The organism is Streptomyces sp. NBC_01551 (genome assembly GCF_026339935.1).
Classification (GTDB): domain Bacteria; phylum Actinomycetota; class Actinomycetes; order Streptomycetales; family Streptomycetaceae; genus Streptomyces.
On the sequence record NZ_JAPEPX010000001.1, the window covers coordinates 2887815 to 2911942 of the forward strand.

Genomic DNA, 24128 nt, shown 5'->3' on the forward strand with positions numbered 1-24128 from the left:
CGGGTGGGCGCCGGGGCGTCTGCCGGGGGCGTTGAGCACGGTTGCGCTTGGCGCGGGGGCGTTCAGCGCGAGGGCGCCTGGCGCGGGCGGTCTTCCCCGTACAGCCAGACGTCCCAGACCTTCTTCAGGTCGTGGCCCGTCTTCTTCTCCGCGTAGGCGGTGAAGTCGGCCGTACTCGCGTTCCCGTACTTGTGGTCGGCGGCCCAGCCGCGCAGCAGGGCGAAGAACTTCTCGTCGCCGACCTCCTGACGGATCCGGTGCAGGACCATCGCGCCCCGGTGGTAGACCGGGCTCTCGGAGAGGTGCTCGGGCCCGGGCGGCGCGGCGGGCGGGAACGCGGCCCAGTCCGAGCCTGCCTCCCCGTCGACCGCCGTGTCACCGGCGAGGAACGCGTCGAAGTGCTGCTGCGCGCTCGGCCCGCCGTGGTCCTCGGTCCACAGCCACTCGGCGTAGGTCGCGAAGCCCTCGTTGAGCCACATGTCCTGCCACGACTTCGGCGACACCGAATTGCCGAACCACTGGTGGGCCAACTCGTGCACCACCAGCTCGTCCTCGGGCGCACCGGAGTAGACGGGCTTGGTCTGCGTCTCCAGCGCGTACGCCAGGGTCTCGCCCGGCACCACGATCGCACCGGCGGTCGAGAACGGGTACGGGCCGAACCGCCCGCCGCCCCACTCCACGATCTCCGGCACCCGCGCCAGCCCGGGCGCGCTGCGCGCCTCCTCGCCCGGCGACACCGCGTCGTACACGGCGACCCCCGAGGGCGTCTTCCCGGTGGTCACCTTGAACTTCCCGATCGCGGCGGTCGCCAGGTAGCTCGCCATCGGCTCGCGGCTGTGCCACGCGAACTCCGTCTGCCCGTCGGCGGTGTCCTCGCGGGAGGTCAACTCGCCGTTCGACACCGCCTCGTAGCCCTTGGGCACCGTCAGCGTGATGTCGTAGGTGGCCTTGTCGCTCGGGTGGTGGTTGCCGGGGAACCAGGTCATCGACCCGACCGGCTCACCGACCGCGACCGCCCCCTCGGCCCCCCGCGCCCCTTCGGACGTGCGGATCCAGCCCTCCTGGGAGCCGTCCGGGTCCGTGAGCGCCTTCGGCTTGCCGACGTAGTCGACCTCCGTACGGAAGACCTCGCCCTTCTTCAGGTCCTCGGCCGGGCGCACCGTCAGCTCGTTGCCGGTCCGGTTGAACCGGGCCCCGGCCCCCTGCACGCTCACGCCCTCCACCCGCAGCCCGCTCAGGTCCAGGTTGAAGGAGCTGAGCCCCTGCGTGGCGCGGGCGGTGATGACGGCCGTACCGTTCAGCTGCCCGTCGGCCGGGTCGTAGTCGAGGTCGAGGTCGTAGTGCTCGACCTGGTAGCCGCCGTTGCCGGCCTTGGGGAAGTACGGATCCCGCAGCCCCGACGCGCCCGGCCGCCCCTGCACCGTCGCCCCCGTACACCCCGTGGTGAGGGCGAGCAGGGCGGCGACGGCAGGGGCGGCGAGGCGGGGAAGAGAGCGGTGTTCCACGCTCTCGATCCTATGCGCGGCGGGTGGTGCGGGCCGGTCGCGCGCCGGTGACGGCGGCCGGATCCGGCCTAGTTGGCGAGGGCGTCAACGCCGGCCTTCGCGAACTTCTCGTCCAGGTCACCGCTCGGGGCGCCGGCCACGCCGACGCCCGCGACGGGGGCGCCGTTCGCCTGCACCGGGGTGCCGCCACCCAGGAAGAGGGTGCCCGGGATGTCCTTCAGGTTCGGGGTCTGCGCGAGGCGGCCCACCAGCACCGAGGTCGGGGCGTTCCACGACACGGCCGTGAACGCCTTGCGCTGCGCCGACTCGTAGGACTGCGGGCCGGCGCCGTCGCCGCGCAGGGTGACGATGGTGTTGCCGTTGCGGTCGACGACCGCGACCGTCACCTTCTGGCCCTCCTTCTCGGCGGCGTCCAGCGCGGCCTGCGCGGCGCGGGAGGCGGCGTCGATGGTCAGGTGCGTCGTCGTGGTGAAGTTCTTGTCCTTCACCACGCCGTCCTTCTTCGCCGAGGCGGCCGGCGCGGACTCGGCCTGCGCGACGGGCGAGGCGCTCGCGCTGGCGCTGACGGCACCGAAGGTCCCGGCGCCGAGGGCGAGGGCGAGGGCGGTACCGGTGAGAACGCGGGTGCGGGTGTTCATGTCTGCTCCTGAGAACGTCGGCGCGGCTGCGTCTGGGGGTGTCCGTGCTGCGGGCTGCCTGCTGTTTCTGCCTGCTGTTTCTGCCTGCTCCAAGCCTGTGGCCGCCGACCGCCCCGGCCCGTCCCCGTACCGGCTCGCGACGGCCACCGCACCGGCTGACCCCCGGGTCAACCGATCGGTCGATGCGGACCGGGTGCCCGTACGGATTGGCTGGTCAGCGCCGTCGCCCCCGTCCAGGCAGGATGGAAGGCGCAAGCACCACCACCCCGGGAGCCCGCCGTGCCAGCAGTGCCCGCCGCGAAATCCGACACCCGCGCGCTGGCCACCGTCATGCACACGGCGTTCTTCCTGTTGCTGGGCGCCTCCGTGGCCCGCTTCCTGCTGCGCCACCCGGGCGAGCCCCGCACCCCGTGGATCATCGCGCTCAGCATCACCCTGGCGCTCCTGTACGTCCTCGGACCCGCCCTCGGCGCCGCCCCCACCCTGCGACGGCTGCTCTGGCTCGGCCTGGTCGTCGCCACCTGGGTGGTCCTCGTCCTGCTCGCCCCCAGCTTCGCCTGGTGCGCCGTACCGCTCTTCTACACCGCCCTGCGCACCCTGCCACCCCGCGCCGCCATCGTCCTCGTCGCCCTCCTGACCGTCTTCGTCGTCACCGCCCAGCTCCAGCTCGCCACCGCCTTCGACCCGAACCTGCTGCTGGCCCCGCCGGCCGTCGCCGCGCTCGCGACCGCCGTCTTCGTCCACATGGAGCGCCAGGCGCAGGCCCAGCGCGACCTCATCGACGACCTGATCCGCACCCGCCGCGAACTCGCCGCCACCGAACGCCGCGAAGGCACCCTCGCCGAACGCCAGCGGCTGTCCATGGAGATCCACGACACCCTCGCCCAGCACCTGTCCAGCCAGCAGATGCTGCTCCAGGCCGCCGACCGCACCTGGGACAGCGACCCGACCACCGCCCGCGCGCATGTCCGCACCGCCAACGACATCGCCGGGCGCGGCCTCGCCGAAGCCCGCCGCCTCGTCCACGACCTGGCCCCGCCGGAACTTGAGGGCGGCGCCGGCCTCGCGGACGCCCTGCGCACCCTCGACGCCGGCCCGCACACCGAGGTCCGCTTCCACCTCGAAGGCACCCCCGCCCCGCTGCCCGACCGCGTCCAGTCCGCGCTGCTGCGCATCGCGCAGGGCGCCCTCGCCAACGTCCGCGAACACTCCGGCGCCCGCACCGCCGCCCTCACCCTGAGCTTCCTGGGCGACCAGGTCGTCCTGGACGTCGCCGACGACGGCCACGGCTTCACCGAAGCCGGCCGCGGCCCGGGCGGCGACCGCGGCCACGGCCTGCCCGCGATGCGGGCCCGCGTCAGCCAGCTCGGGGGCACCCTGACCATCGAATCCACCCCGGGCGAAGGCACCGTCCTGTCCGCCGCGATCCCCCTGGAGCCCACCGGATGACGACGATCCTGCTCTGCGACGACCACGTGGTCGTCCGCGCCGGCCTGCTGGCCCTGCTGGGCAGCGAGCCCGACATAGAGGTCCTTGGCGAGGCCGGCAGCGGCGAGGAGGCCGTCGCACTGGCCGCGAAGCTCCACCCCGACGTCGTGCTGATGGACCTCCAGCTGGGCGAGGGCATCGACGGCGTGGAGGCCACCCGCCGCATCACCGCCCTCCCCGACCCGCCGCACGTCCTGGTCCTGACCACCTACGACACCGACGCCGACATCACCCGGGCCATCGGCGCGGGCGCGACCGGATACCTCCTCAAGGCGGAACGCCCCGAGGAACTCTTCGCCGCGATCCACTCGGCCGCCGCCGGCCGCACCACGCTCTCCCCACCCGTCGCCAGCCGCGTCATGGCCCACATGCGCGGCACCCGCCCCACCCTCACCGACCGCGAACTCGACATCCTCGGCCAACTGGCGCGAGGCCTCGGCAACCGCGAAATCGCCCGGGCCCTCTTCATCAGCGAGGCCACGGTCAAAACCCACCTGGGCCGCATCTACGACAAGCTGGACGTGGACACCCGCGCGGGCGCGGTCTCGGTGGCCAAGGAACAACGCCTCCTCCCCTAGCCGGGGGTCAGTGGGGTCAAGCCGGCCACCGGGGGCCGGGTCCGAGTCCCGCAGGGCGGGCCGAGTCCCCCTGGGTCACGCCGGGCCACCGCGAGTCAGGTCCGAGTCCCGGGGATCAGACCGGGCCGCCAGGGGCAGGCCGGTCCACAGGGGTCAGACCGAACCACCGGAGGCCAGGTTCGAGTCCGGGGGTGAGCTTCGTGTCCCCGACGGTCAAGCCGGGCCGCCGGGGGGCAGGTCCGAGCCCCGGGAGGCCGGGCCGGGTCGCCCGGGGCCTGGTTCGGCCCCGAGGTGAAGCCCCAAGGGCCCGGGGCGGGCGGCAGGTTCGGGGCGATGCCCTCAGGGGCATGCCGGGCGGCAGGTTCGGTCCCTGGAAGCCGGGCCGGGTCCCGGGGCCTGGTTCAGCTCCGGGGCGTGCCTCCGAAGGCCCGGGGGCGGGCGGCAGCTCCTGGGCGTGCCTCCGAAGGCCCGGGGGCGGGCGGCAGCTCCGGGGCGATGCCCCGGGGCATGCCTGCGCCCGGATGCGAGCCCACGGGAGGCGCCCCCGCATTCCGCCCGGCACGCGCCCGCAGCGAGTGGCCGGGCGGAGTGCGGGGCGGAGCCCCGGTCCCCCGGCTACCCGGCCGACCCCCTGGCAGGTCCAGCCCCCGGCGGTTGAGGCGCGAGGACGGGGCGACGGCGCCGGGCACCGGTGCGGCGTGACACCATCGGGACGTGCTCGACATCGGCTACTCCCTCTCCCGGCGCTTCCCCGACCCCCCGCAGACCGACTACCGCTCGGCGGACGTCCGCACCCTGCGCCACGACCTGTTCTGCGGGGACGTCTACCTCGCCGACACCAACGCGGACCGGGAAGTGTCCACAGCCTGGGGATGGGTCCCCGTACTCGACTTCGCCTGGGCGCTCTGCGACATCGTCGAGCAGCTCGACCAGGACCCCCGCGGCAGCCGCTCCTCCAACCGCCAGTACGCCGAACTCGACTTCACCGAGTCCACCGACCGCATGCTCTTCGAGCGCCGCTTCGGCTGGGTCGACATCGAGGCCGACTGGATGCCGCCGGAGGAGGACCCGCTCACCTTCAGCCACCGCCTCCTGCGCCGCGAGGCCCGCGACTTCCTGCACGACCTCATCGCCGACCTCGTCGACATGCACGACGGCCTCGCCGACAACCCGGCCATCTGGACCCTCCAGTCCCGCTTCCCCCGCGTCCCCGCCTGACGGCTCCCCCGGCCCCGCCGGCATCTGAGGCGCGGGGTCCAGGGCGGAGCCCCGGGCTCCCGGCAGGTCCCGCTCTCCTCAGGCCACCCGCCCCCGGCCCAGCCCAGCCGGCGCAGCCCAGCCGACGCGGCCCAGCCAGCCCAGCCGGCCCAGCCCAGCCAGCCCGGCCCAGCCAGCCCAGCCCAGCCCAGCCAGCCCAGCCGGCGCAGCCCAGCCGGCGCGGCTACGGCAGGACTCGGAGGCCCAGCTGCGCGGCCAGCGCAGGGGCCAGGTCGAACAGCTGCCCCGGGCTGATCACGGCCCCAGCCAGCGCCTCCACACCCCGCGCGACGTCCAGCTCCGCGGCCCCCCGCAGGTCCACGTCCGCCATCCGCGCCCCCGTGAAATCCGCCCCCCGCACCGCGCAGCCCCGGAACTCCACCCGCTCCAGCACCGCACCCCCGAAGTCCGGCTCCACCAGCACGCACCCGTCGAAGACCACGTCCTTGAGCCGCGCCATCCGCAGGTTCAGGTAGTCGATCTTGCCCCCGCGCACCACCACCCGCTCCCACACCGCCCCGTGCGACTGCACCCCGCCCAGGCGCGCCTCCACCAGCTCCACGTCCCGCAACGACGCCCCCGACAGGTCCGTCCCCACACCCCGGACCCCCTCCAGCACCGAGTCCAGGAACCGCGCCTTCGCCAGACCCGCCTCGTCCAGCGCGCACCGCCGCACCGCGCAGTCCATGAACCGGGCCCCGACCCCCTCCTGCCCCGCCAGGTCCAGGTCCGCGAACTCCAGCCCGTCGTAATCCCCGTCCGGCTCCAGCTCACCGCCCGCCCACGCCACCAGCTCCGGCAACCGCACCTCCGCCCGCCGCGCCGCCTTCACCGTCTGCCCCGTCTGCCCGGCCTGCCCCGCCTGCCCTTTGCGCACCATCCCCCCATCGTGGCCCACCCCGCCGACAACACCGACGACGCGCGGGGCACGCCTTGACCTCAAGTCCGCTTGAGGTCACACCCTGACCCCATGACGACGCCCACCATGAACGCCATCCGCCTCCACGCCTTCGGCCCCGCCGAAAACCTCACCTACGAACGCACCCCCGTCCCCCACCCCGCCGCCGGCCAGGTCCGCATCGCCGTCGCCGCCGCCGGAGTCCACCTCCTCGACACCACCCTCCGCCAAGGCGTCCAAGGCCCGCCCGCCCCACTCCCCGAGCTCCCCACCATCCCCGGCCGCGAAGTCGCCGGCACCGTCGACGCCCTCGGCCCCGGAACCGACCCCACCTGGCTCGGCCGCCCCGTCGTCGCCCACCTCGGCTTCGCCCTCGGAACACCTCCCGGGCGAAGCGCCGGGGGAGGCTACGCCGAGTACGCCGTCACCGACGCCGAACGCCTCCACCCCATCCCGCCCGGCCTCGACCCCGCCCAGGCCGTCGCCATGATCGGCACCGGCCGCACCACCCTCGGCATCCTCCAGTTCGCCGATCTCGGCCCCGGAGCCACCGCCCTCGTCCCCGCCGCCGCCGGCGGCATCGGCACCCTGCTCGTCCAGTACGCCAAGAACGCCGGGGCCACCGTCATCGCCCTCGCCGGCGGCCCCGCCAAAACCGCCCTCGCCGCCGCCAACGGCGCCGACCTCGCCGTCGACTACACCGCCCCCCACTGGGCCGACACCGTCCGCGCCCACCACCCCGACGGCGCCACCGTCCTCTTCGACTCCGTCGGCGGCCCCACCGCCCGCGCCGCCCTCGGCCTCCTCGCCCCCGGCGCCCGCCACCTCGTCTTCGGCTGGTCCGCCGGCCCGCTCACCCTCACCGACACCGAACGCGCCGACCTCACCGCCCGCCGCATCACCACCCGGAACGTCCTCGGCCCCGCCATGCTCGAACGCGCCGGCGGCGACAACCCCCTGCGCCGCCTCGAAACCCGCGCCCTCGCCGAAGCCGCCGCCGGCCGCCTGCGCCCCGCCCTCCAGCGCTACCCGCTCGCCGAAGCCGCCGCCGCCCACCACGCCCTGGAGACCCGCCGCACCACCGGCAAGGTCGTCCTCACGACCTAAGGGCGACGCCCCAGCTCCCCAAGTGCCTCGTCCGTCAGCCGGTACACCGACCACTCGTCCTGAGCCCGCGCACCCAGCCCCTCGTAGAAGGCGATCGACGGCGCGTTCCAGTTGAGGACCGCCCACTCCAGCCGCTCGTACCCGCGCTCCACGCAGATCCGCGCCAACTTCGTCAGCAGCGCCTTCCCGTACCCGCCCCCACGCGCACCCGGACGCACGTACAAGTCCTCCAGGTAGATCCCCTGCACCCCCCGCCACGTCGAAAAGTTCAAGAACCACACCGAGAATCCGACGACCTCACCCGACTCCGACTCCGCGATGTGAGCGAACGCCGCCGGCCGCTCCCCGAACAACGCCTCCCGCAACTGCTCGGGCGTGGCACGCGCCTCGTGCGGCACCTTCTCGTACTCCGCGAGCTCACGAACCATCGCGTGGATCACGGGAACATCGGAAACCTCAGCCATACGGATCATGCCCCGCACCCTAGGCCCTGCCGCCGGCGCGGCGCCGCACCACCCCTCGCCGCTCCCCCAGTGCCCCTCAGTACCCCAACAAGGCCTCCGCCACCGCCAGTTGTACGGCCGACAGCCGCACCTCCCCGTCCTCCACTCCCACAGGCAGTTCTGCAACACCCGCCCCAACGCCCCCGGTACGTCCGCCAGCATCCCCGCCGCGATCCCCCGAGCCCCCGCACCCCGGCCGGCGCCGCCACCGCCGTCAACCGCGCCAGCAACTCCCCCGCCCCACGCGCGCAGCGCGAGCGGCTCCCCCACCCTAAGAACCGCCCCGCCCCCGCCGCATCAGCCAACAAGCCTCAGAACCCACCCCGAAACCCGGCACACCGCACCTGGACACCCTTCCCGGACGCCCTGTACCAACTCCCCCATGACGATCAACGGCGGCATCTCCTTCTGGTACGCGACCGACCCCACCGCCACCCAGCCACCCCGCCCGCCCCTCACCGGCGACACCACCGCCGACGTCGTCATCGTCGGCGGCGGCTACACCGGCCTCTGGACCGCCTACTACCTCAAACAAGCCGCCCCCGACCTCCGCGTCACCCTCCTGGAACAGAAGTTCTGCGGCTACGGCGCCTCCGGCCGCAACGGCGGCTGGCTCTACAACGGCATCGCCGGACGCGACCGCTACGCCGCGCTCCACGGCCACCAGGCCGCACTCCGCCTCCAGCGCGCCATGAACGACACCGTCACCGAAGTCATCGACACCGCCGCCAAAGAGAACATCAACGCCGACATCCACCGCGGCGGCGTCCTCGAAGTCGCCCGCACCCCCGCCCAGCTCACCCGCCTCAAGGCCTTCCACGCCGCCGAACTCGGCTACGGCGAGACCGACCGCCGGCTCCTCGACGCCACCGAAACCCACGAGCGCATCAGCGTCACCGACGCCGTCGGCTCCAGCTGGACCCCCCACGGCGCCCGCATCCACCCCCTCAAACTCCTCAAGGGCCTCGCCGCCGCCTGCGAACGCCTCGGCGTCGTCATCCACGAGAACACCCCCGTCACCGAGATCGCGCCCCGCCGCGCCATCACCCCCTACGGCACCGCCCGCGCCCCGTACGTCCTGCGCTGCACCGAGGGCTTCACCGCGGCCCTCAAGGGCCACAAGCGCGCCTGGCTCCCGATGAACTCCTCGATGATCGTGACCGCCCCGATCCCCGCGTCCACCTGGGACGCCCTCAACTGGTCCGACGCCGCCACCCTCGGCGACATGGCCCACGCCTACATGTACGCCCAGCGCACCGCCGACGACCGCATCGCCATCGGCGGCCGCGGCGTCCCCTACCGCTTCGGCTCCCGCACCGACCACGACGGCACCACCCAGGAACGCACCGTCGCCTCCCTCACGGCGCTCCTGACCTCCTTCTTCCCGGTCCTCGCCGGTACGGAGATCACCCACGCCTGGTCGGGCGTCCTCGGCGTCCCCCGCGACTGGTGCGCCACCGTCACCCTGGACGCCACCACGGGCCTCGGCTGGGCCGGCGGCTACGTCGGCTCGGGCGTCGCCACCTCGAACCTCGCCGCCCGCACCCTCCGCGACCTGGTCCTGGGCGAGCGGACCGACCTGACCACCCTCCCGTGGGTCAACCACCGCGTCCGCCGTTGGGAGCCGGAACCTTTCCGCTGGCTCGGCGTCCAGGCCCTCTACGCCGCCTACCGCGAGGCGGACCGCCGCGAGACGGCGACCCACACCCCGACCACAACCGCCCTGGCCCGCCTGGCGGACCGCATCTCGGGGCGCCACTGACACAGCAAACGCCGAAGGCCCCGGGCAACGCCCGGGGCCTTCCGCTTCGTCCGAACCCCTGTGGCCGACAAGCCTCTGACCTGGGATGGAGCCGCCTGTCGGAATCGAACCGACGACCTTTGTATTACAAGTACAGTGCTCTACCAACTGAGCTAAGGCGGCGCAGGTGACCCCGTGCGGCGCACAGAATCGCCTTCACTTTACACAGCCCCGCGACCGCGCCGCGAAGAACTTTCCGGCCCGCGCGACCTCCCCCGGTCACACCCCCGGATACCCCGCCCGCACCAGCCTCGGGACCACCACCTCCAGGGGGAGGCCCGGGTTGAGGGCGGTGACGGCCTCCCGGGTCAGGGGGCGGAGGTCCCAGAGGTGTTGGACCGCTTCCAGGGGGAGCGTGGTCTCGTAGTAGTCCTCGGCGAACGCGCGGTAGGCCTGCGGAGTGCCCGCCGCCAGGACACCGAAGAGGTGGCGCGTGCCGTCCGCGTCGGTGCGGCCCGCCGGGAACTCCACGTCGCCGGCCCGCCAGGCCGTGTCGCCCGTCTCGCGCCAGAAGACGACGGTCGCCTGGAGCACGCCCTCCTCCACGCAGAAGGAGGGCTCGGTCACCAGCGGCCGGAAGGCTTCCGGTACGCCCTCGACGAGGCCGGGCCACAGCTCGACGTCATCGACACCCCAGGGGCTCATCGGGGACTCGTGGTCGAAGCCGCGCCCGAAGACGCCGTCCGCGGTGAAGACGATCGCGTACTCGTCACCCGAACCGTTGTCCATGAAGGCCGCCTCCTCCCCCGGACCCCAGGCCGGGTCGTACGAGAAGAATCCGCCCTCCGTGTTGCCGCTGATCACCAGTTCCAGTGCGGCCATCGCCCGGCAGCGGTCCCGGAGGGTCGCGATGTCGGGGAGGGCGCCGATCAGGTCGTGGACGTTCGCGCAGGCGTTCTCGTAGGCGTTCATGGGCGGATCCAATCAGCCGCATCCGACAGTCGCGGAAGTCACCCCGGTCCGGGTGCTGACAGGAGGCGGATCGGCGGGTAGCGTCGGGCGGAAGTCCGATTACTGGACTAGACCTTCCACTCGGATCGTCCGGCACGTTCCTGCCGGTAGAAGGGATTCATCACCATGGCTTCTGTCACTTTCGACAAGGCGACCCGGCTGTACCCCGGCGGCGACAAGCCCGCCGTCGACCAGCTGGAGCTGGAGATCGAGGACGGCGAGTTCCTCGTCCTCGTCGGCCCCTCCGGCTGCGGGAAGTCCACCTCGCTGCGCATGCTGGCCGGCCTGGAGGACGTGAACGGCGGCGCCATCCGCATCGGTGACCGCGACGTCACGCACCTGCCGCCCAAGGACCGGGACATCGCGATGGTGTTCCAGAACTACGCGCTCTACCCGCACATGTCCGTCGCGGACAACATGGGCTTCGCGCTCAAGATCGCCGGCGAGGACAAGGCGACCATCCGCAAGAAGGTCGAGGACGCGGCGAAGATGCTCGACCTGACCCAGTACCTCGACCGCAAGCCGAAGGCGCTCTCCGGCGGTCAGCGCCAGCGCGTGGCGATGGGCCGCGCGATCGTGCGCAAGCCGCAGGTGTTCCTGATGGACGAGCCGCTGTCGAACCTGGACGCGAAGCTGCGCGTGTCGACGCGTACGCAGATCGCGGCGCTCCAGCGGGACCTCGGCATCACCACGGTGTACGTGACGCACGACCAGGTCGAGGCCATGACGATGGGTGACCGCGTTGCGGTCCTCAAGGACGGTCTGCTGCAGCAGGTCGACACCCCGCGGAACATGTACGACCGCCCGGCGAACCTGTTCGTCGCCGGGTTCATCGGCTCGCCCGCGATGAACCTGGTCGAGGTCCCGATCACCGACGGCGGCGTGAAGTTCGGTGACAGCGTGGTGCCGGTGTCGCGTGAGGCGCTGTCGGCGGCGGCCGACGCCGGCGACCGCACGGTGACGGTGGGCGTGCGCCCCGAGCACTTCGACATCGGCGACTCCGGCGGTCTGACGATCACCGTGAACGTCGTCGAGGAGCTCGGCGCGGACGGGTACGTCTACGGCGTCACCCCGGTGGAGAAGGGTTCGCAGGACATCGTCGTGCGGGTGGGCGGCCGTCAGGTGCCCGAGAAGGGCTCGTCGCTGCACGTGGTTCCGCGCGCGGGCGAGATCCACGTGTTCTCGACGTCCTCGGGTGCGCGCCTTTCCGGCTGACCGACCGACCGGCTTTCCGACTGACCGGGTTCCGGCATGACATGAGAGGGCGCTCCGCCAAGGGGCGCCCCTTCGTGGTGAGTTACGGTGCAGACCGGGCCATTCGGCCCCACCCGTCAACCCTTGAATCGAAAAGCCACGTCGAACCATCCCCCGACCGGGTGACTAAATGTCGCCAAATCTTCACCGAGCGCTACTCTCGCCCTCGTGACCCACACTGCCCGCCGTATCGGCCGTTCCCTCGCCCTGGTCCTGCCCGTCGTCCTGGTCCTGTCCGGGACCCTCGCGGTCACCATGGTCCCGTGGGCGGACAACGCGCCCTCCCAGATCCTGACCGCGTCCGCCGAGGACGTCTCCGTGCCCGCGAAGCCGCGTGCCGCGCAGGACGTGCTGCGCGACAAGCTGCTGTCCGAGCTGCAGCAGGGGGAGGCGCCCGGCGTCGTCCTGACGCACCTCCAGCAGGAGGTGGACCGTCGGCCGTCGCTCGCCGACCACTGCGTGGGGATCGCGCGGGCGTTGGGCCGGGCCGCCGTGGAGGCGTACGGTCCGACGAAGGCGCAGTCGTTCGCCCGGCCCGTGTGTGACACGGCGTACGCGTCGGGTGTCGCCTCGATGGGCTGACGTCGTCCGTCCCTGGTTGACGTACGTCGCGTCGAGCGCCGCCGGGGTGCGGATCTCCCTACTCTGGCCGCCATGACCGACGTTCCCCCCGCATCGCCCGTACCACCTCCCCCGTCCTCCGATTCCGCGGCCGCGTTCCCGGCTTACCCGACCCAGGCTGTCGTCCTGGCGGGAGGCCAGGGTTCGCGGCTGCGGCCGTATACGGACGACCGGCCGAAGCCGATGGTGGAGATCCCCGGTACGGGGACGCCGATCATCGGGCACCAGTTGGCGTGGCTGGCGGCGGAGGGGGTCACGGACGCCGTGGTGTCGTGCGGACACCTGGCCGGGGTGCTCCAGGACTGGCTGGCGCAGGCGCGGTTGCCGTTGCGGGTGACGACGGTGGTGGAGGAGGAGCCGCTCGGGCGCGGGGGCGGTCTCAAGTACGCGGCGAAGCACCTCCCGTACGGCGACCGGCCCTGGTACGCGACGAACGGCGATGTCTGGACGCGGTTTTCGCTGCGCGAGATGGCGGCGTTCCATGCGGAGCGGGGCGCGGTGGCGACGCTGGCGCTGGCGCGGCCGCGGATTCCGTGGGGGGTGGTGGAGACGAACGAGTTCGGGCAGATCCTGGATTTCATCGAGGCCCCGCCGTCGCCTTATCTGATCAATGCCGGGGTGTACGTCTTCAGCGCCGAATTCACCGCGCTGCTGCCGGATTTGGGCGATCACGAGCGGACGACGTTCCCGCGGCTGGCACGTGAGCGGCGGCTGGCGGGTTTCCCGCTGCCTCAGGGGGCCTACTGGCGGGCGATCGACACGGCGAAGGACCTGACCGAGGCGGCGCGGGAGTTGGCGGCGCAGAACGCCCCCTGAGGCCCCGTACGAGCCCCTGGCGAAGGACCACACGCCAAACCACGCCGAAACCGCACGGCGAACCGCACGGCAAGGGGCCCGGCACGCTTCTCGCGCGCCGGGCCCTTCCTGTTCGTCTACGGGGGATCAGCCGAGCAGTCCGCCGACCAGGCCGGGCTTCTTGGCCGGGGTTTCGCCGCCCCCGCCGCCGCGGCTCCCGCTGGAGGAGGACGGCGGCGGCTCCGGGGCGGACTGGCGCGGGGTGCTGCGCGGGGTCTGGCCACTGCCGCTGCTGCCCCGTGTGGCGGTGGGCGACTGGGAGCCGGAGCCGGTGGTCTTCTGGGAACCCCGTTCGCCGGAGGAGGTGGCGGCGGAGGTGCGGCCGGGCTTGGCGGAGGCGGCCTTCGACGCGCTGGCGGAGGGTTCGACGGCGGCCTTGGAGGGCTGCTGCTGCAGGCTCGGGGCCGACGGCTGCTTGGCGGGGGTCCGCGGCAGCGGGGTGCCGGGGAGGTAGTTGCTCGGGGCCTGTCCGGGTCCGGGCACGGTGACGACGGTGGTCGAGCGGACGGCGCCGCCGAGGACGGAGCCGATGATCAGGGTGAGTCCGCAGGCGACGGTGGCCATGACGGCTCCGCGGCGCAGGACGCGGCGGCGCAGCCGCCAGATCTCGGAGCGGGGTCCGAGGGTGCGCCAGGCCTCCCCGGCGAGGCGTCCGTCGAGGGAGTAGACGGGGGCGCCGGCGATGATCAGCGGGCTCCAGGCGGCGAGGTAGATGATGTCGGGGGCGTCGTAGGCGGGGACGGTCTTCCAGCTCACCGTCATGAGCAGGGCGGCGGAGAGCAGGGCGCCGATGCAGGCGGCGAAGCGCTGCCACAGCCCGAACACGGTCAGGACGCCGACGACGACCTGGAGGAAGGCGACGGTCAGGCCGGCGCCGACGGGGTGGGCGAGCGCGAAGTCGCGCAGCGGTTCGGCCAGCGCCCAGGGGTGCAGGGTCTGGAGCCAGGTGACCATGGAGCCGCGTTCGCCGCCGTCGAAGTAGACGGGGTCGCACAGCTTGCCCATGCCGGCGTAGATGGAGATGAAGCCGAGGAAGACGCGCAGCGGGAGCAGCACGACGCCGAGGTTCATCCGGCGGCCCGGGTAGTACGAGGCCTGCCCGCGCGTGTCGGCGGCGGCCTGCCGGGAGTCCGCCGGGGCGCCGGGGCCCGCGCCGCCGCCGTGGTGGGGCTCGCGCGACAGGTCCCGTACGGCGGCCAGCGGGCGGGTCTCGTCCGGGTCGCCGTAGGTGCGCTGGCCGATGACGGTCGGCGTGGCGAGGGTGTCCCCGGCGAGGTCGTGGGCCAGGTCGATGCGGGGGATGACCTGGGTGGTGCCGCCGTCGTCGAAGTCGTCGTGGCCGCGGCCCGCCTCGCGGACGGCCTGGAGGAGTCCGCCGGTGGCCGCGGCGTCACCAGGGGCGGACTTGCCGCTCCAGACGACGGGGGCTCTGCGGCGGGTGGCGCCGGCGGCGGCGACCACGGCGCCGCCGAGGACGGGCGCGCGGCCGGGGGCATTCGCGGGCTTGGAACGCGCGCTCGGGCTTGGTGCGAGCCGCACGCGGAAGCTGGCGTGGTTGACGATGACCTGTGCGGGGTCGCACGGCACCTTGACCATGCTCAGCGCGGGCTGGTCGTCGAACCCTGACGTTCTGGTGTCCACACTCATCTAACCGAGTGATGAGTGTTTAGGACACTGCCTTGACATCAGGGATGTGTCCGAGACCCGTCAAGATCAAGTCACCCCGCCCGGAAAGGGCGGGGTGACACGCTCACGGGTCACGTTCCGTGAGCCAAGTGGATCAAGCTCCTGCGGCCGTCGGGGGCTTCCCGCCGGATCAGGTGCGGGGCGCCTCGGCGCGGCGGCGCGCGGCCTCGTACAGCACGACGCCCGCGGCGACACCGGCGTTGAGGGACTCGGCGCCGCCCGGCATCGGGATGCGGACGAGGTAGTCGCAGTTCTCGCCGACGAGACGGCCCAGGCCCTTGCCCTCGGAGCCGACGACGATGACGACGGGGCCGGCGAGCGCGGGCAGGTCGTTGACCGAGTGCTCGCCCTCGGCGGCGAGGCCGACGATGGCCATGCCGGCCTTCTTGTACTCCTGGAGGGCGCGGGTCAGGTTGGTGACGCGGGAGACCGGGGTACGGGCGGCGGTGCCGGCCGAGGTCTTCCAGGCGCCGGCGGTCATGCCGGCGGCGCGGCGCTCGGGGATGACCACGCCGTGGCCGCCGAAGGCGGAGACGGAGCGGACGATCGCGCCGAGGTTGCGCGGGTCGGTGACGCCGTCGAGGGCGACGATGAGGGGGTCCTCGCCGTTGTCGTAGGCGGCGGCGGTGAGGTCCTCGGGGTGGGCGTACTCGTACGGCGGGACCTGGAGGACCAGGCCCTGGTGGTTGAGCCCGTTCGTCATCCGGTCGAGCTCGGGGCGCGGGGCTTCCATCAGGTTGATGTTGCCGCGCTCGGCCGCGAGCTGGAGGGCCTCGCGGACGCGCTCGTCGTTGTCGATGAACTGCTGGACGTAGAGGGTGGTGGCGGGCACGCCGTCGCGCAGCGCCTCGAAGACCGGGTTGCGGCCGACGACCATCTCGCTGGTGCCCTTGGGGCCGCCGCGGCGGGGGGCCGGGCGGCGCTTGGCGGCCTGGCGGGCCATGGCGTTGGCAATGCGGTTCGCCTTGTGCTTCTTGCGGTCCTCGGCCTTGGGCGTGGGGCCCTTGCCCTCCAGGCCCTTGCGCCGCTGGCCACCGCTGCCGACCGTGGCGCCCTTCTTGTTGGACGTGCGGCGGTTCCTGCGCTGGCTGTTCCCGGCCATGACCTCTACCTGTTTTCGTTGGTGCTGCGATATGTACGTATGAAGAGTGTGCCGCCCGGAGGCCCGGGCAGCACACCAAGCTCAGCTGCCCGGGCTCAGCGCGGGCCGAGCGTCCAGCGCGGGCCGGTCGGGCTGTCCTCGATGACCAGGCCGGACTGCTGGAGCTGGTCGCGGATGGCGTCGGCGGTGGCCCAGTCCTTGCGGGCCCGGGCGGACTCGCGCTGCTCCAGGACCAGGCGTACGAGCGTGTCGACGGCCCCGTGCAGGTCCTCGCCGCGGTCGGCCTCGCCCGCCCAGTGCGGGTCGAGCGGGTCCAGGCCGAGGACGCCCAGCATGGCCCGTACCTCGGACAGGCGCGCGATGGCCGCGTCCTTGTCGTCGGCGGCGAGGGCGCTGTTGCCCTGGCGGACGGTGGTGTGGACGATCGCGAGGGCCTGCGGGACGCCCAGGTCGTCGTCCATGACCTCGGCGAAGGCGAGGGGGACCTCGGCGGCGGGCTCGACGGGGCCGCCGGCCTTCTCCACGACGCGCTGGCAGAAGCCCTCGATGCGCGCGAACGCGGACTCGGCCTCGCGCAGCGCCTCCTCGCTGTACTCGATCATCGACCGGTAGTGCGGGGTGCCGAGGTAGTAGCGCAGGACGATCGGGCGCCAGTTCTTGACCATCTCGGAGACGAGCACCGAGTTGCCGAGGGACTTGGACATCTTCTCGCCGGACATGGTGACCCAGGCGTTGTGCACCCAGTACTTCGCGAACTCGTCGCCGTAGGCCTTGGCCTGGGCAATCTCGTTCTCGTGGTGCGGGAAGATCAGGTCGAGGCCGCCGCCGTGGATGTCGAAGGCGGTGCCGAGGTACTTGTGCGCCATGGCGGAGCATTCGAGGTGCCAGCCGGGACGGCCGCGGCCCCACGGGGTCTCCCAGGAGGGCTCGCCGGGCTTGGCGGACTTCCACATGGCGAAGTCGCGGGAGTCGCGCTTGCCGGTCTCCCCCGCGCCCGAGGGCTGCATGAGGTTGTCGAGCTCCTGGTTGGAGAGCGCGAGGTAGCCGGGGAAGGAGCGCACGTCGAAGTAGACGTTGCCGTCCGCCTCGTACGCGTGGCCGCGCTCGATGAGGCCGCGCATCATCTCGACCATCTCGGTGACGTGGCCGGTGGCGCGGGGCTCGTAGGTGGGCGGGAGGCAGCCGAGGGCGGTGTAGCCGTCGTTGAAGGCCCGCTCGTTCTCGTAGCCGATGGACCACCAGGGGCGGCCCTGCTCACCGGACTTCGTGATGATCTTGTCGTCGATGTCCGTGACGTTGCGGATGAAGGTGACGTCGTAGCCGCGGTAGGCGAACCAGCGGCGCATGATGTCGAAGTTCAGGCCGGACCTGATGTGCCCGATGTGCGGGGCGGCCTGCACGGTCGCGCCACAGAGGTAGATCGAGACGCAGCCCGGGACGAGCGGGGTGAAGTCGCGGATCTGCCGGGCGCTGGTGTCGTACAGGCGAATAGTCACGGCATCCAGGGTAGTGGGCCTGTAGCAGTGCCCCGCGACCCTTTGGGGACGCGGGGGTGCTTTGTTGCGGAAGCGGTGTCGTCGCCGGGCCCGTCCGGACGGGCCTATGCCCGGTTCGTCCGGTACACCAGCGCCGTGGCGATGGCGGCGAGGCCTTCGGCGCGGCCGGTGAGGCCGAGGCCGTCGGTGGTGGTGCCGGAGACCGAGACGGGGGCGCCCGCGGCGGCGGCGAGCGCCTTCTGCGCCTCTTCGCGCCGCTTGCCGATCTTCGGGCGTACGCCGATCACCTGGATGGCGATGTTGCCGATCTCGAAGCCCTCGGCGCGGACGATGCGGGCGGCCTCCGCCAGGAGGGTGACACCGGCGGCGCCGGACCACTCGGGGCGGGAGGTGCCGAAGTGCGCGCCGAGGTCGCCGACGCCGGCGGCGGAGAACAGCGCGTCGCAGGCGGCGTGGGCGGCGACGTCGCCGTCGGAGTGCCCGGCGAGGCCGTCCTCGCCCTCCCACAGCAGACCGGCGCACCACAGCTCGCGGCCGGTCTCGAAGGCGTGCACGTCGGTGCCGATGCCGACGAGCGGGATGACAGGGCCGGCGGCGGCCGCAGACGCCTCGGGTCCTTCGGGGCTAGTACGCATCGGTGGCCCTCCTGCGGGCGAGTACGGCCTCGGCGAGGACCAGGTCGAGCGGGCGGGTGACCTTGAAGGCCTCTTCGTGGCCGGGGACGACCACGACGGTGATGCCGAGGCGTTCCACCATTCCGGCGTCGTCGGTGGCGCCCTCGCCGTTGACGGCGATCTCGTCGTGGGCGCGCATGAGCGTCGCCAGGTCGAACCCCTGCGGCGTCTGTACGGCGCGCAGCCGGGCCCGCTCGGGCGTGGCGACGACCGGCTCGGCCTCGCCGGGCCCGCCGGGCTCGACCTCCTTGACGGTGTCGGCCAGCGGCAGGGCGGGCACCACGGCGGGCGCCCCGTCACGGACGGCCTCGATGACGGCGTCGACGGTGTCCACGGGGACCAGCGGGCGGGCCGCGTCGTGGATGAGCACGGAGGCGATGCCGGCCGGGAGGGCGTCGAGGCCGGCGCGCACCGACTCCTGGCGGGTCTCGCCGCCGGGGACGACGAGGACCTCGGTGCGGTCGGGCAGCGCGTGTTCGTCGAGGAGGTGGCGCACCTCGGCGGCCCCGTCGGGCGGGGCGACGACGACCACGAGGGACACCGCGCGGGAGCGGGCCATGGCGCGGACGGCGTGGATGAGCATGGGGGTGCCGCCGAGGGACCGCAGGGCCTTGGGTGCACCGGGGCCGAGGCGTACGCCGCGGCCGGCGGCCGGGATCACCGCGGCGGTGCGGTGGGGGCGCGTTTCGTCAGACATCAAGGAGCTCCGGGAGTGTGACTCCGGTTTGGCGACCAGGTTTGTGACTTCGGCCGACGTGGGTATGGCCTGAAGGGTGCCGGGTGCGACGCCCCTCGCCCCTTCCGTGACGACCGGACGAGCCGGCTGCCCGGACCCGGCACGCCAGTGGAACGACCTGCGACGGCCAACGGGAGACGGCCTGGAGTCGGCCGGGAGAAGACGGCGGCCAGGAGAAGACGGGGAGACAGACATGCCGCAGCGCCCGGCAACAAGTCTCCTTGTCATCGGGCACCGCGGCACAGCTGTGTACGGCTGGTCGTCGCGTCAGGACGCGAGAACCTCGTCGAGGAGGGCCTCGGCCTTGTCCTCGTTGGTGTTTTCGGCGAGCGCGAGCTCGCTCACCAGAATCTGGCGCGCCTTGGCGAGCATCCGCTTCTCACCTGCGGAAAGCCCACGCTCACGCTCACGACGCCACAGGTCACGCACCACTTCGGCGACCTTGATGACATCGCCAGAAGCGAGCTTCTCCAGATTTGCCTTGTAGCGCCGGGACCAGTTCGTCGGCTCTTCTGCGTACGGTGCGCGAAGCACCTCGAAGACCCGGTCCAGCCCGTCCTGGCCGACTACGTCGCGAACACCGACGAACTCCGCATTGTCCGCAGGCACACGAACCGTCAGGTCGCCCTGGGCGACCTTGAGCACCAAGTAGGTCTTGTCCACGCCTTTGATCTGACGAGTCTCAATGGCCTCGATCAGCGCGGCCCCGTGATGGGGATAGACCACGGTGTCGCCAACCTTGAACGTCATGTGACAGGTACCCCTTCCGTGGCTATCCAGGGTAACACGAGAACTGACCGTAATGAATGGCGTTTTCGCAGGTCAGGGCACATCTCAGGGCTTGACAACTGAGACACGAACGTGCTGCGGAGGGCTTCCGGAAGGGGGTATTCGCAGGTCGGAGGCGCTGCGCGGACCGGCTGAAACGACCACGTTACACCTGCCGGGCGACCGCCCCGGTGTGACGTACGTCCCGATTTGCCGGTTTCGGAGCCGCAAAACCGAACTACTCCGTTCGATGAGCGGCCACCCGTACGGAGCGGTTCCGGCCCAATCGGGAATTGATCACGGAGTGGCGTTCGGAGGAATCCGGGAATTCGATCTACGGACACCGTGCGTGCGATATGCGAGGGGCACATGAACGGCGGGCGGAATACAAGATCGTGGGAGGGGGCCGGTACTCGCCCGCTACCGGCCGGGTCCTGCGGAGGGTCGGGTGCGGGGGCGGCGCGGCGGCTCGGTAACCTAAGCCCGCTGACACACCCTTAGGGCGGCTTTACCTCGGCCGTCCCGAGAGCCCACCCTCCCGTCCGTACGTCCTAGGAGTTGCCGCCGCCGTGAGCCGCAGCCTTCGACGCGGCGCCCTCGCCGCTACCGCCGTCGTGTTCTCCGTCGCCTCGCTCGCCTCGTGCGCCGCGGGCAACGACGCGCAGACTCTCCAGATCAAGCCGGACAACGCCGCCGTCACCAAGGGCGACATCAAGGTCCAGAACGCGCTGGTGATCACCCAGGGCGAGAGGGAGAAGAAGGGCCCCGCCGCCGTGTCGGCGACGCTCTTCAACAACGGCACGACGGAGCAGACGCTCGACGCCATCGTCCTCAAGGGCGGCGGCAAGGTCGTCCTGAAGTCCGCGACGGGCACCGGCAAGGTCGTCGTGCCGGCCGGCGGCTCCGTGGTGCTGGGCGGCAAGGGCAACCCCTCCGCCGTGCTGGAGGAAGGCCGCGAGGCCGTCCAGGACGGCAACGTGCAGGAAGTCGTCTTCCAGCTGAGCAAGACCGGCGACGTCGCCCTCGACGCGTTCATCGTTCCCGGCTCCGGCCTGTACGCGGGCTACGGCCCGACCGAGGCCCCGGCCGCCGGCGCCGGCGCGTCGGCCGGCCCCTCGGCCCCCGCCGCGTCGGGCACCCCGTCGGGCGCCCCCTCCGGTGGCCCCTCCGGCACCCCCGCGGGCAAGCCGTCGGGCAGCGCATCCGCCCCGGCGGGCGCGGCCTCGGGCACGCCGGCGGGCTCCCCGTCGCGCAGCGCCGGGCACTGACGCCCCGCAGCAACGGAAAAGGGCCCCCTCCGCACCGGCGGAGGGGGCCCTTTCGTGTGAACGCGGCTCGCGGTTTACGGCTCGAACTTGTAGCCGAGGCCTCGCACCGTGACCAGGTAGCGCGGCGCGCCCGGGTCGGGCTCGATCTTGGCGCGCAGGCGCTTCACGTGGACGTCCAGGGTCTTGGTGTCGCCGACGTAGTCGGCGCCCCAGACCCGGTCGATGAGCTGCATGCGGGTCAGCACGCGGCCCGCGTTGCGCAGCAGCATCTCCAGCAGGTCGAACTCCTTCAGGGGGAGGTCGACCTTGCCGCCGCCGACGGTGACGACGTGGCGGTCCACGTCCATCCGTACGGGGCCGGCCTCCAGGGCCGCCGGGGTGACCTCCTCCGGCTCGCCGCGGCGGCGCAGGACCGCGCGGATGCGGGCGACCAGCTCCCGCGAGGAGAAGGGCTTGGTGACGTAGTCATCGGCTCCTATCTCCAGCCCGACGACCTTGTCGATCTCGCTGTCCTTGGCGGTCACCATGATCACGGGGACGTTGGAGCGTCCGCGCAGCTGCCGGCACACCTCCGTGCCGGGCAGGCCGGGGAGCATCAGGTCGAGGAGGACGAGGTCGGCGCCGTTGCGCTCGAACTCGTCGAGCCCGTCGGGCCCCGTCGCCGCGATCGCGACCTCGAAGCCTTCCTTGCGGAGCATGTAGGACAGGGCGTCGCTGAAGGATTCCTCATCCTCGACGACGAGCACTCGGGTCACGGAAGGACCTCCGGGGCAGGGATGACTGGTTCTGGGTCAAGCGGGGGACGGGCGGGTGTGGGGGCCGTCGCGGGGGACTGGGCGGCCGCCTCGGGGAGCCGGAGGGTGAACGTGGAACCCTGGCCCTCCGAGCTCCAAACCGACACCTCCCCGCCGTGCGACGCCGCCACGTGCTTCACGATCGCGAGGCCGAGTCCGGTTCCGCCCGTGGCACGGGAGCGGGCCGGGTCCACGCGGTAGAAGCGCTCGAAGATGCGCTCGCGGTCCTTTTCCGGGATGCCGATGCCCTGGTCGGTCACGGCTATCTCGATCAAGTCTCCACCCGGCGCGGTCACCCGGCGCGCGGCGATGCCGACGCGGGTGCGGGCCGGGCTGTAGTTGACGGCGTTCTCCACCAGGTTCCCGAGGGCGGCCGCGAGCTGTCCGCGGTTGCCCCAGACCCGCAGGTCGGCGGTGCCGCCGGCGGCCATGGTGATCTGTTTGGAGGTCGCCGTGTGGCGGCAGCGGTCGATCGCCTCCGCCACGAGCGTGTCCACCCGTACGGGCTCCGCGTCCTCCAGAGGGTCGTCGTTCTGTACCCGGGAGAGGTCGATGAGCTCTTGTACGAGGTTGATCAGGCGGGTCGCCTCGATCTGCATACGGCCGGCGAAGCGGCTGACCGCCTCGGGGTCGTCGGAGGCGTCCATGACGGCCTCCGACAGCAGGGAGATCGCTCCGACCGGGGTCTTCAGCTCGTGCGACACGTTCGCGACGAAGTCGCGGCGCACCGCCTCGATGCGGCGGGCCTCGGTGAGGTCCTCGACGAGCAGGAGCACGAGCCGGGAGCCGAGCGGGGCGACCCGGGCGGAGACGGCGAGGGCCTCGCCGCGGCCGGTGCCGCGCCGGGGGAGGTCCAGTTCGACCTGGCGTATCTCCCCGTCGCGGCGGGTGTCGCGGGCCATGTGGAGCATGGGCTCCACGGCGAGCTTGCCGCCCCGGACCAGGCCGAGGGCGTAGGCCGCCGAGCTGGCCTTGACGACGGCGTCCCCTTCGTCGAGCACGACGGCCGAGGAGCGCAGTACGGAGAGGACGGTGTCCACTCCTGGGGGGAGCACCGCGTTGATGTCGGGGCGCATGGAGCTCCGGGTGGGGCGGGCTTGGTCGCGCTCGCTCCAGCGGAACGCCAGCATCGCGATCACACCGGTGCAAAGACCGGCGATCGCTGCAGCTGCGGCGACCGCCGCGTTCACGTCCATGGATCCAGGTTAAGCAGGCGTGACGACACTTCCACAGCCGTTCGGGTGGGACCTCGAACAGTCGTCGCCCAGAGTTCACCCTGGCGACGGGGTTGATTCACTTGTGATGCCGGAGTCGGACGCGTTCGCGGCCGAACGTGTCAACGTGGGGCCATGAGGCCGCCCCGGCCCGGCCCACGGGCAGGAAAGCAGTAGGCAGTAGGCAGAGAGGGACACCCATGCGTGACGCGTACCACGAGGAACTGGACTCGATCGGAGAAGGCCTGGTCGAGATGGCCCGGCTGGTCGGTTCCGCGATCGGGCGGGCCACGACGTCCATGCTCGACGCCGACCTGAAGCTCGCCGAGAGCGTCATCGCCGCCGACCAGAAGGTCGACGACCTCCAGCACGACCTGGAGGCGCGTGCCATCGCGCTGCTGGCCCGCCAGCAGCCGGTCGCCACGGACCTGCGCATCGTCGTGACCTCGCTGCGGATGAGCGCCGACCTGGAGCGCTCCGGCGACCTGGCGCAGCACGTGGCGAAGCTGGCGCGGCTGCGCTTCCCGGACACGGCGGTGCCGCGTGACCTGCACGCGACCATCCTGGAGATGGGGCAGCTGGCGCAGCGCCTGATGGCGAAGGCCGCCGAGGTGATCATCACCAAGGACGTCGACCTGGCGCTCCAGCTGGAGCAGGACGACGACGAGATGGACCAGCTGCACCGCACGCTGTTCCAGCACCTGATGGACGACCGCTGGAAGCACGGCATCGAGACCGCGGTGGACGTGACGCTGCTCGGCCGCTACTACGAGCGCTTCGCCGACCACGCGGTGTCGGTGGCCAAGCGCGTGGTCTACCTGGTGACGGGCGAGCACGCGGACGAGATCCAGGCGCCGACGGTGGTCGACGGCGTCTGAGGGCTCGGGATCCGGGCTCCTCTGCATCAATGCGCCGTTGACGCGCCGGTGGGACT

Annotated in this window: 23 protein-coding genes and 1 tRNA gene; 10 read left to right on the plus strand and 14 right to left on the minus strand. The window is 72.3% G+C overall.

All coding sequences use genetic code 11. The annotated features are described in order from the left end of the window. Nucleotides 1–62: 62 nt before the first annotated feature. Nucleotides 63–1505 (minus strand): M1 family metallopeptidase, encoded by a 1443-nt coding sequence (locus tag OG982_RS12780; RefSeq protein WP_266787268.1) that lies wholly within the window; start codon nucleotides 1503–1505, stop codon nucleotides 63–65. Nucleotides 1506–1573: 68 nt separating this feature from the next. After that, on the minus strand, nucleotides 1574–2143 hold the full coding sequence (locus tag OG982_RS12785) for a heme-binding protein (protein ID WP_266787267.1): 570 nt from the start codon (nucleotides 2141–2143) through the stop codon (nucleotides 1574–1576). 330 nt (nucleotides 2144–2473) lie between these two features. Here OG982_RS12785 and OG982_RS12790 point away from each other — a divergent pair, with 330 nt between their 5' ends. The 3 genes from OG982_RS12790 to OG982_RS12805 all read left to right on the plus strand — a co-directional run bounded on the left by OG982_RS12790 (nucleotide 2474) and on the right by OG982_RS12805 (nucleotide 5427). Then, entirely contained in the window at nucleotides 2474–3592 is a 1119-nt protein-coding gene (locus OG982_RS12790; RefSeq protein ID WP_266791983.1) for a sensor histidine kinase, read from the plus strand. Continuing rightward, entirely contained in the window at nucleotides 3589–4209 is a 621-nt protein-coding gene (locus OG982_RS12795) for a response regulator transcription factor (RefSeq protein WP_266948556.1), read from the plus strand. Before OG982_RS12790 ends, OG982_RS12795 begins: the two co-directional genes overlap by 4 nt. 714 nt (nucleotides 4210–4923) lie before the next feature. Beyond that, nucleotides 4924–5427, plus strand: a complete 504-nt coding sequence (locus OG982_RS12805; RefSeq protein ID WP_266787263.1) for a hypothetical protein — start codon at nucleotides 4924–4926, stop codon at nucleotides 5425–5427. 223 nt (nucleotides 5428–5650) lie between these two features. On the opposite strand, the gene OG982_RS12810 is transcribed toward OG982_RS12805, so the two are convergent. Continuing rightward, nucleotides 5651–6346: a pentapeptide repeat-containing protein gene (locus OG982_RS12810; RefSeq protein ID WP_266787261.1), complete on the minus strand. Its 696-nt coding sequence runs from the start codon at nucleotides 6344–6346 to the stop codon at nucleotides 5651–5653. A gap of 105 nt (nucleotides 6347–6451) precedes the next feature. Between OG982_RS12810 and OG982_RS12815 the strand changes: the two genes are divergently transcribed. Further along, entirely contained in the window at nucleotides 6452–7471 is a 1020-nt protein-coding gene (locus OG982_RS12815; RefSeq protein ID WP_266949901.1) for a zinc-binding dehydrogenase, read from the plus strand. On the opposite strand, the gene OG982_RS12820 is transcribed toward OG982_RS12815, so the two are convergent. Then, a complete protein-coding gene (locus OG982_RS12820) occupies nucleotides 7468–7944 on the minus strand; it encodes a GNAT family N-acetyltransferase (RefSeq protein ID WP_266948557.1) in 477 nt (158 codons plus the stop codon). The two genes, OG982_RS12815 and OG982_RS12820, sit on opposite strands and share 4 nt — an antisense overlap. 412 nt (nucleotides 7945–8356) lie before the next feature. On the opposite strand from OG982_RS12820, the gene OG982_RS12825 reads away from it, so the two are divergent. Further along, nucleotides 8357–9736: an FAD-binding oxidoreductase gene (locus tag OG982_RS12825; protein WP_266787257.1), complete on the plus strand. Its 1380-nt coding sequence runs from the start codon at nucleotides 8357–8359 to the stop codon at nucleotides 9734–9736. 86 nt (nucleotides 9737–9822) lie between these two features. On the opposite strand, the gene OG982_RS12830 is transcribed toward OG982_RS12825, so the two are convergent. Together OG982_RS12830 and OG982_RS12835 are read right to left on the minus strand one after the other, a co-directional pair. Beyond that, nucleotides 9823–9898: transfer RNA gene (locus OG982_RS12830), tRNA-Thr, on the minus strand. A 96-nt stretch (nucleotides 9899–9994) separates the two neighbouring features. After that, nucleotides 9995–10687, minus strand: a complete 693-nt coding sequence (locus tag OG982_RS12835) for a hypothetical protein (protein ID WP_266787255.1) — start codon at nucleotides 10685–10687, stop codon at nucleotides 9995–9997. Between the two features lie 165 nt (nucleotides 10688–10852). Between OG982_RS12835 and OG982_RS12840 the strand changes: the two genes are divergently transcribed. The 3 genes from OG982_RS12840 to OG982_RS12850 all read left to right on the plus strand — a co-directional run bounded on the left by OG982_RS12840 (nucleotide 10853) and on the right by OG982_RS12850 (nucleotide 13417). Beyond that, a complete protein-coding gene (locus OG982_RS12840) occupies nucleotides 10853–11941 on the plus strand; it encodes an ABC transporter ATP-binding protein (protein ID WP_266787253.1) in 1089 nt (362 codons plus the stop codon). A gap of 207 nt (nucleotides 11942–12148) precedes the next feature. Further along, nucleotides 12149–12562: a hypothetical protein gene (locus OG982_RS12845; RefSeq protein WP_266787252.1), complete on the plus strand. Its 414-nt coding sequence runs from the start codon at nucleotides 12149–12151 to the stop codon at nucleotides 12560–12562. A 72-nt stretch (nucleotides 12563–12634) separates the two neighbouring features. Next, nucleotides 12635–13417, plus strand: a complete 783-nt coding sequence (locus OG982_RS12850) for a nucleotidyltransferase family protein (protein ID WP_266787250.1) — start codon at nucleotides 12635–12637, stop codon at nucleotides 13415–13417. A 126-nt stretch (nucleotides 13418–13543) separates the two neighbouring features. Here the strand turns inward: OG982_RS12850 and OG982_RS12855 are convergent, their stop codons facing one another. From OG982_RS12855 to OG982_RS12880, 6 genes are all read right to left on the minus strand, one after another. Continuing rightward, on the minus strand, nucleotides 13544–15103 hold the full coding sequence (locus OG982_RS12855) for a DoxX family protein (RefSeq protein ID WP_266948558.1): 1560 nt from the start codon (nucleotides 15101–15103) through the stop codon (nucleotides 13544–13546). Nucleotides 15104–15272: 169 nt separating this feature from the next. After that, nucleotides 15273–16244 (minus strand): 23S rRNA (guanosine(2251)-2'-O)-methyltransferase RlmB, encoded by a 972-nt coding sequence (rlmB, locus tag OG982_RS12860; protein WP_266787246.1) that lies wholly within the window; start codon nucleotides 16242–16244, stop codon nucleotides 15273–15275. Between the two features lie 95 nt (nucleotides 16245–16339). Then, nucleotides 16340–17740 (minus strand): cysteine--tRNA ligase, encoded by a 1401-nt coding sequence (cysS, locus tag OG982_RS12865; RefSeq protein ID WP_266787244.1) that lies wholly within the window; start codon nucleotides 17738–17740, stop codon nucleotides 16340–16342. 104 nt (nucleotides 17741–17844) lie between these two features. Next, nucleotides 17845–18375 carry a 2-C-methyl-D-erythritol 2,4-cyclodiphosphate synthase gene (gene ispF / locus OG982_RS12870; protein WP_266787242.1) on the minus strand — a complete coding sequence of 177 codons (531 nt, stop codon included), beginning with the start codon at nucleotides 18373–18375 and terminating at the stop codon, nucleotides 17845–17847. Beyond that, nucleotides 18365–19111 (minus strand): 2-C-methyl-D-erythritol 4-phosphate cytidylyltransferase, encoded by a 747-nt coding sequence (ispD, locus tag OG982_RS12875; RefSeq protein WP_266948559.1) that lies wholly within the window; start codon nucleotides 19109–19111, stop codon nucleotides 18365–18367. The genes ispF and ispD overlap by 11 nt, the downstream gene beginning before the upstream one ends. A gap of 306 nt (nucleotides 19112–19417) precedes the next feature. Continuing rightward, nucleotides 19418–19900, minus strand: coding sequence for a CarD family transcriptional regulator (locus OG982_RS12880; protein WP_003953493.1), 483 nt, complete (start codon nucleotides 19898–19900; stop codon nucleotides 19418–19420). 587 nt (nucleotides 19901–20487) lie between these two features. Here OG982_RS12880 and OG982_RS12885 point away from each other — a divergent pair. Continuing rightward, on the plus strand, nucleotides 20488–21186 hold the full coding sequence (locus OG982_RS12885; protein WP_266787238.1) for a DUF461 domain-containing protein: 699 nt from the start codon (nucleotides 20488–20490) through the stop codon (nucleotides 21184–21186). A gap of 74 nt (nucleotides 21187–21260) precedes the next feature. On the opposite strand, the gene OG982_RS12890 is transcribed toward OG982_RS12885, so the two are convergent. Together OG982_RS12890 and OG982_RS12895 are read right to left on the minus strand one after the other, a co-directional pair. Beyond that, entirely contained in the window at nucleotides 21261–21941 is a 681-nt protein-coding gene (locus OG982_RS12890; protein WP_037795450.1) for a response regulator transcription factor, read from the minus strand. Continuing rightward, nucleotides 21938–23176, minus strand: a complete 1239-nt coding sequence (locus OG982_RS12895; protein WP_266787234.1) for a cell wall metabolism sensor histidine kinase WalK — start codon at nucleotides 23174–23176, stop codon at nucleotides 21938–21940. The genes OG982_RS12890 and OG982_RS12895 overlap by 4 nt, the downstream gene beginning before the upstream one ends. Nucleotides 23177–23394: 218 nt before the next feature. Here OG982_RS12895 and phoU point away from each other — a divergent pair, with 218 nt between their 5' ends. Further along, a complete protein-coding gene (gene phoU, locus OG982_RS12900) occupies nucleotides 23395–24072 on the plus strand; it encodes a phosphate signaling complex protein PhoU (RefSeq protein ID WP_266787232.1) in 678 nt (225 codons plus the stop codon). Nucleotides 24073–24128 lie beyond the last annotated feature (56 nt).

Coding starts and splice junctions, on each gene's coding strand:
- phoU (WP_266787232.1), top strand. CDS start 23,395: ATGCGTGACGCGTACCACGAGGAACTGGACTCGATCGGAGAAGGCCTG.
- OG982_RS12840 (WP_266787253.1), top strand. CDS start 10,853: ATGGCTTCTGTCACTTTCGACAAGGCGACCCGGCTGTACCCCGGCGGC.
- OG982_RS12835 (WP_266787255.1), bottom strand. CDS start 10,687: ATGAACGCCTACGAGAACGCCTGCGCGAACGTCCACGACCTGATCGGC.
- OG982_RS12880 (WP_003953493.1), bottom strand. CDS start 19,900: ATGACGTTCAAGGTTGGCGACACCGTGGTCTATCCCCATCACGGGGCC.
- OG982_RS12820 (WP_266948557.1), bottom strand. CDS start 7,944: ATGATCCGTATGGCTGAGGTTTCCGATGTTCCCGTGATCCACGCGATG.
- OG982_RS12810 (WP_266787261.1), bottom strand. CDS start 6,346: ATGGTGCGCAAAGGGCAGGCGGGGCAGGCCGGGCAGACGGGGCAGACG.
- OG982_RS12785 (WP_266787267.1), bottom strand. CDS start 2,143: ATGAACACCCGCACCCGCGTTCTCACCGGTACCGCCCTCGCCCTCGCC.
- OG982_RS12855 (WP_266948558.1), bottom strand. CDS start 15,103: ATGAGTGTGGACACCAGAACGTCAGGGTTCGACGACCAGCCCGCGCTG.
- rlmB (WP_266787246.1), bottom strand. CDS start 16,244: ATGGCCGGGAACAGCCAGCGCAGGAACCGCCGCACGTCCAACAAGAAG.
- OG982_RS12825 (WP_266787257.1), top strand. CDS start 8,357: ATGACGATCAACGGCGGCATCTCCTTCTGGTACGCGACCGACCCCACC.
- ispF (WP_266787242.1), bottom strand. CDS start 18,375: ATGCGTACTAGCCCCGAAGGACCCGAGGCGTCTGCGGCCGCCGCCGGC.
- OG982_RS12815 (WP_266949901.1), top strand. CDS start 6,452: ATGAACGCCATCCGCCTCCACGCCTTCGGCCCCGCCGAAAACCTCACC.
- OG982_RS12850 (WP_266787250.1), top strand. CDS start 12,635: ATGACCGACGTTCCCCCCGCATCGCCCGTACCACCTCCCCCGTCCTCC.
- OG982_RS12895 (WP_266787234.1), bottom strand. CDS start 23,176: ATGGACGTGAACGCGGCGGTCGCCGCAGCTGCAGCGATCGCCGGTCTT.
- OG982_RS12790 (WP_266791983.1), top strand. CDS start 2,474: ATGCACACGGCGTTCTTCCTGTTGCTGGGCGCCTCCGTGGCCCGCTTC.
- ispD (WP_266948559.1), bottom strand. CDS start 19,111: ATGTCTGACGAAACGCGCCCCCACCGCACCGCCGCGGTGATCCCGGCC.
- OG982_RS12795 (WP_266948556.1), top strand. CDS start 3,589: ATGACGACGATCCTGCTCTGCGACGACCACGTGGTCGTCCGCGCCGGC.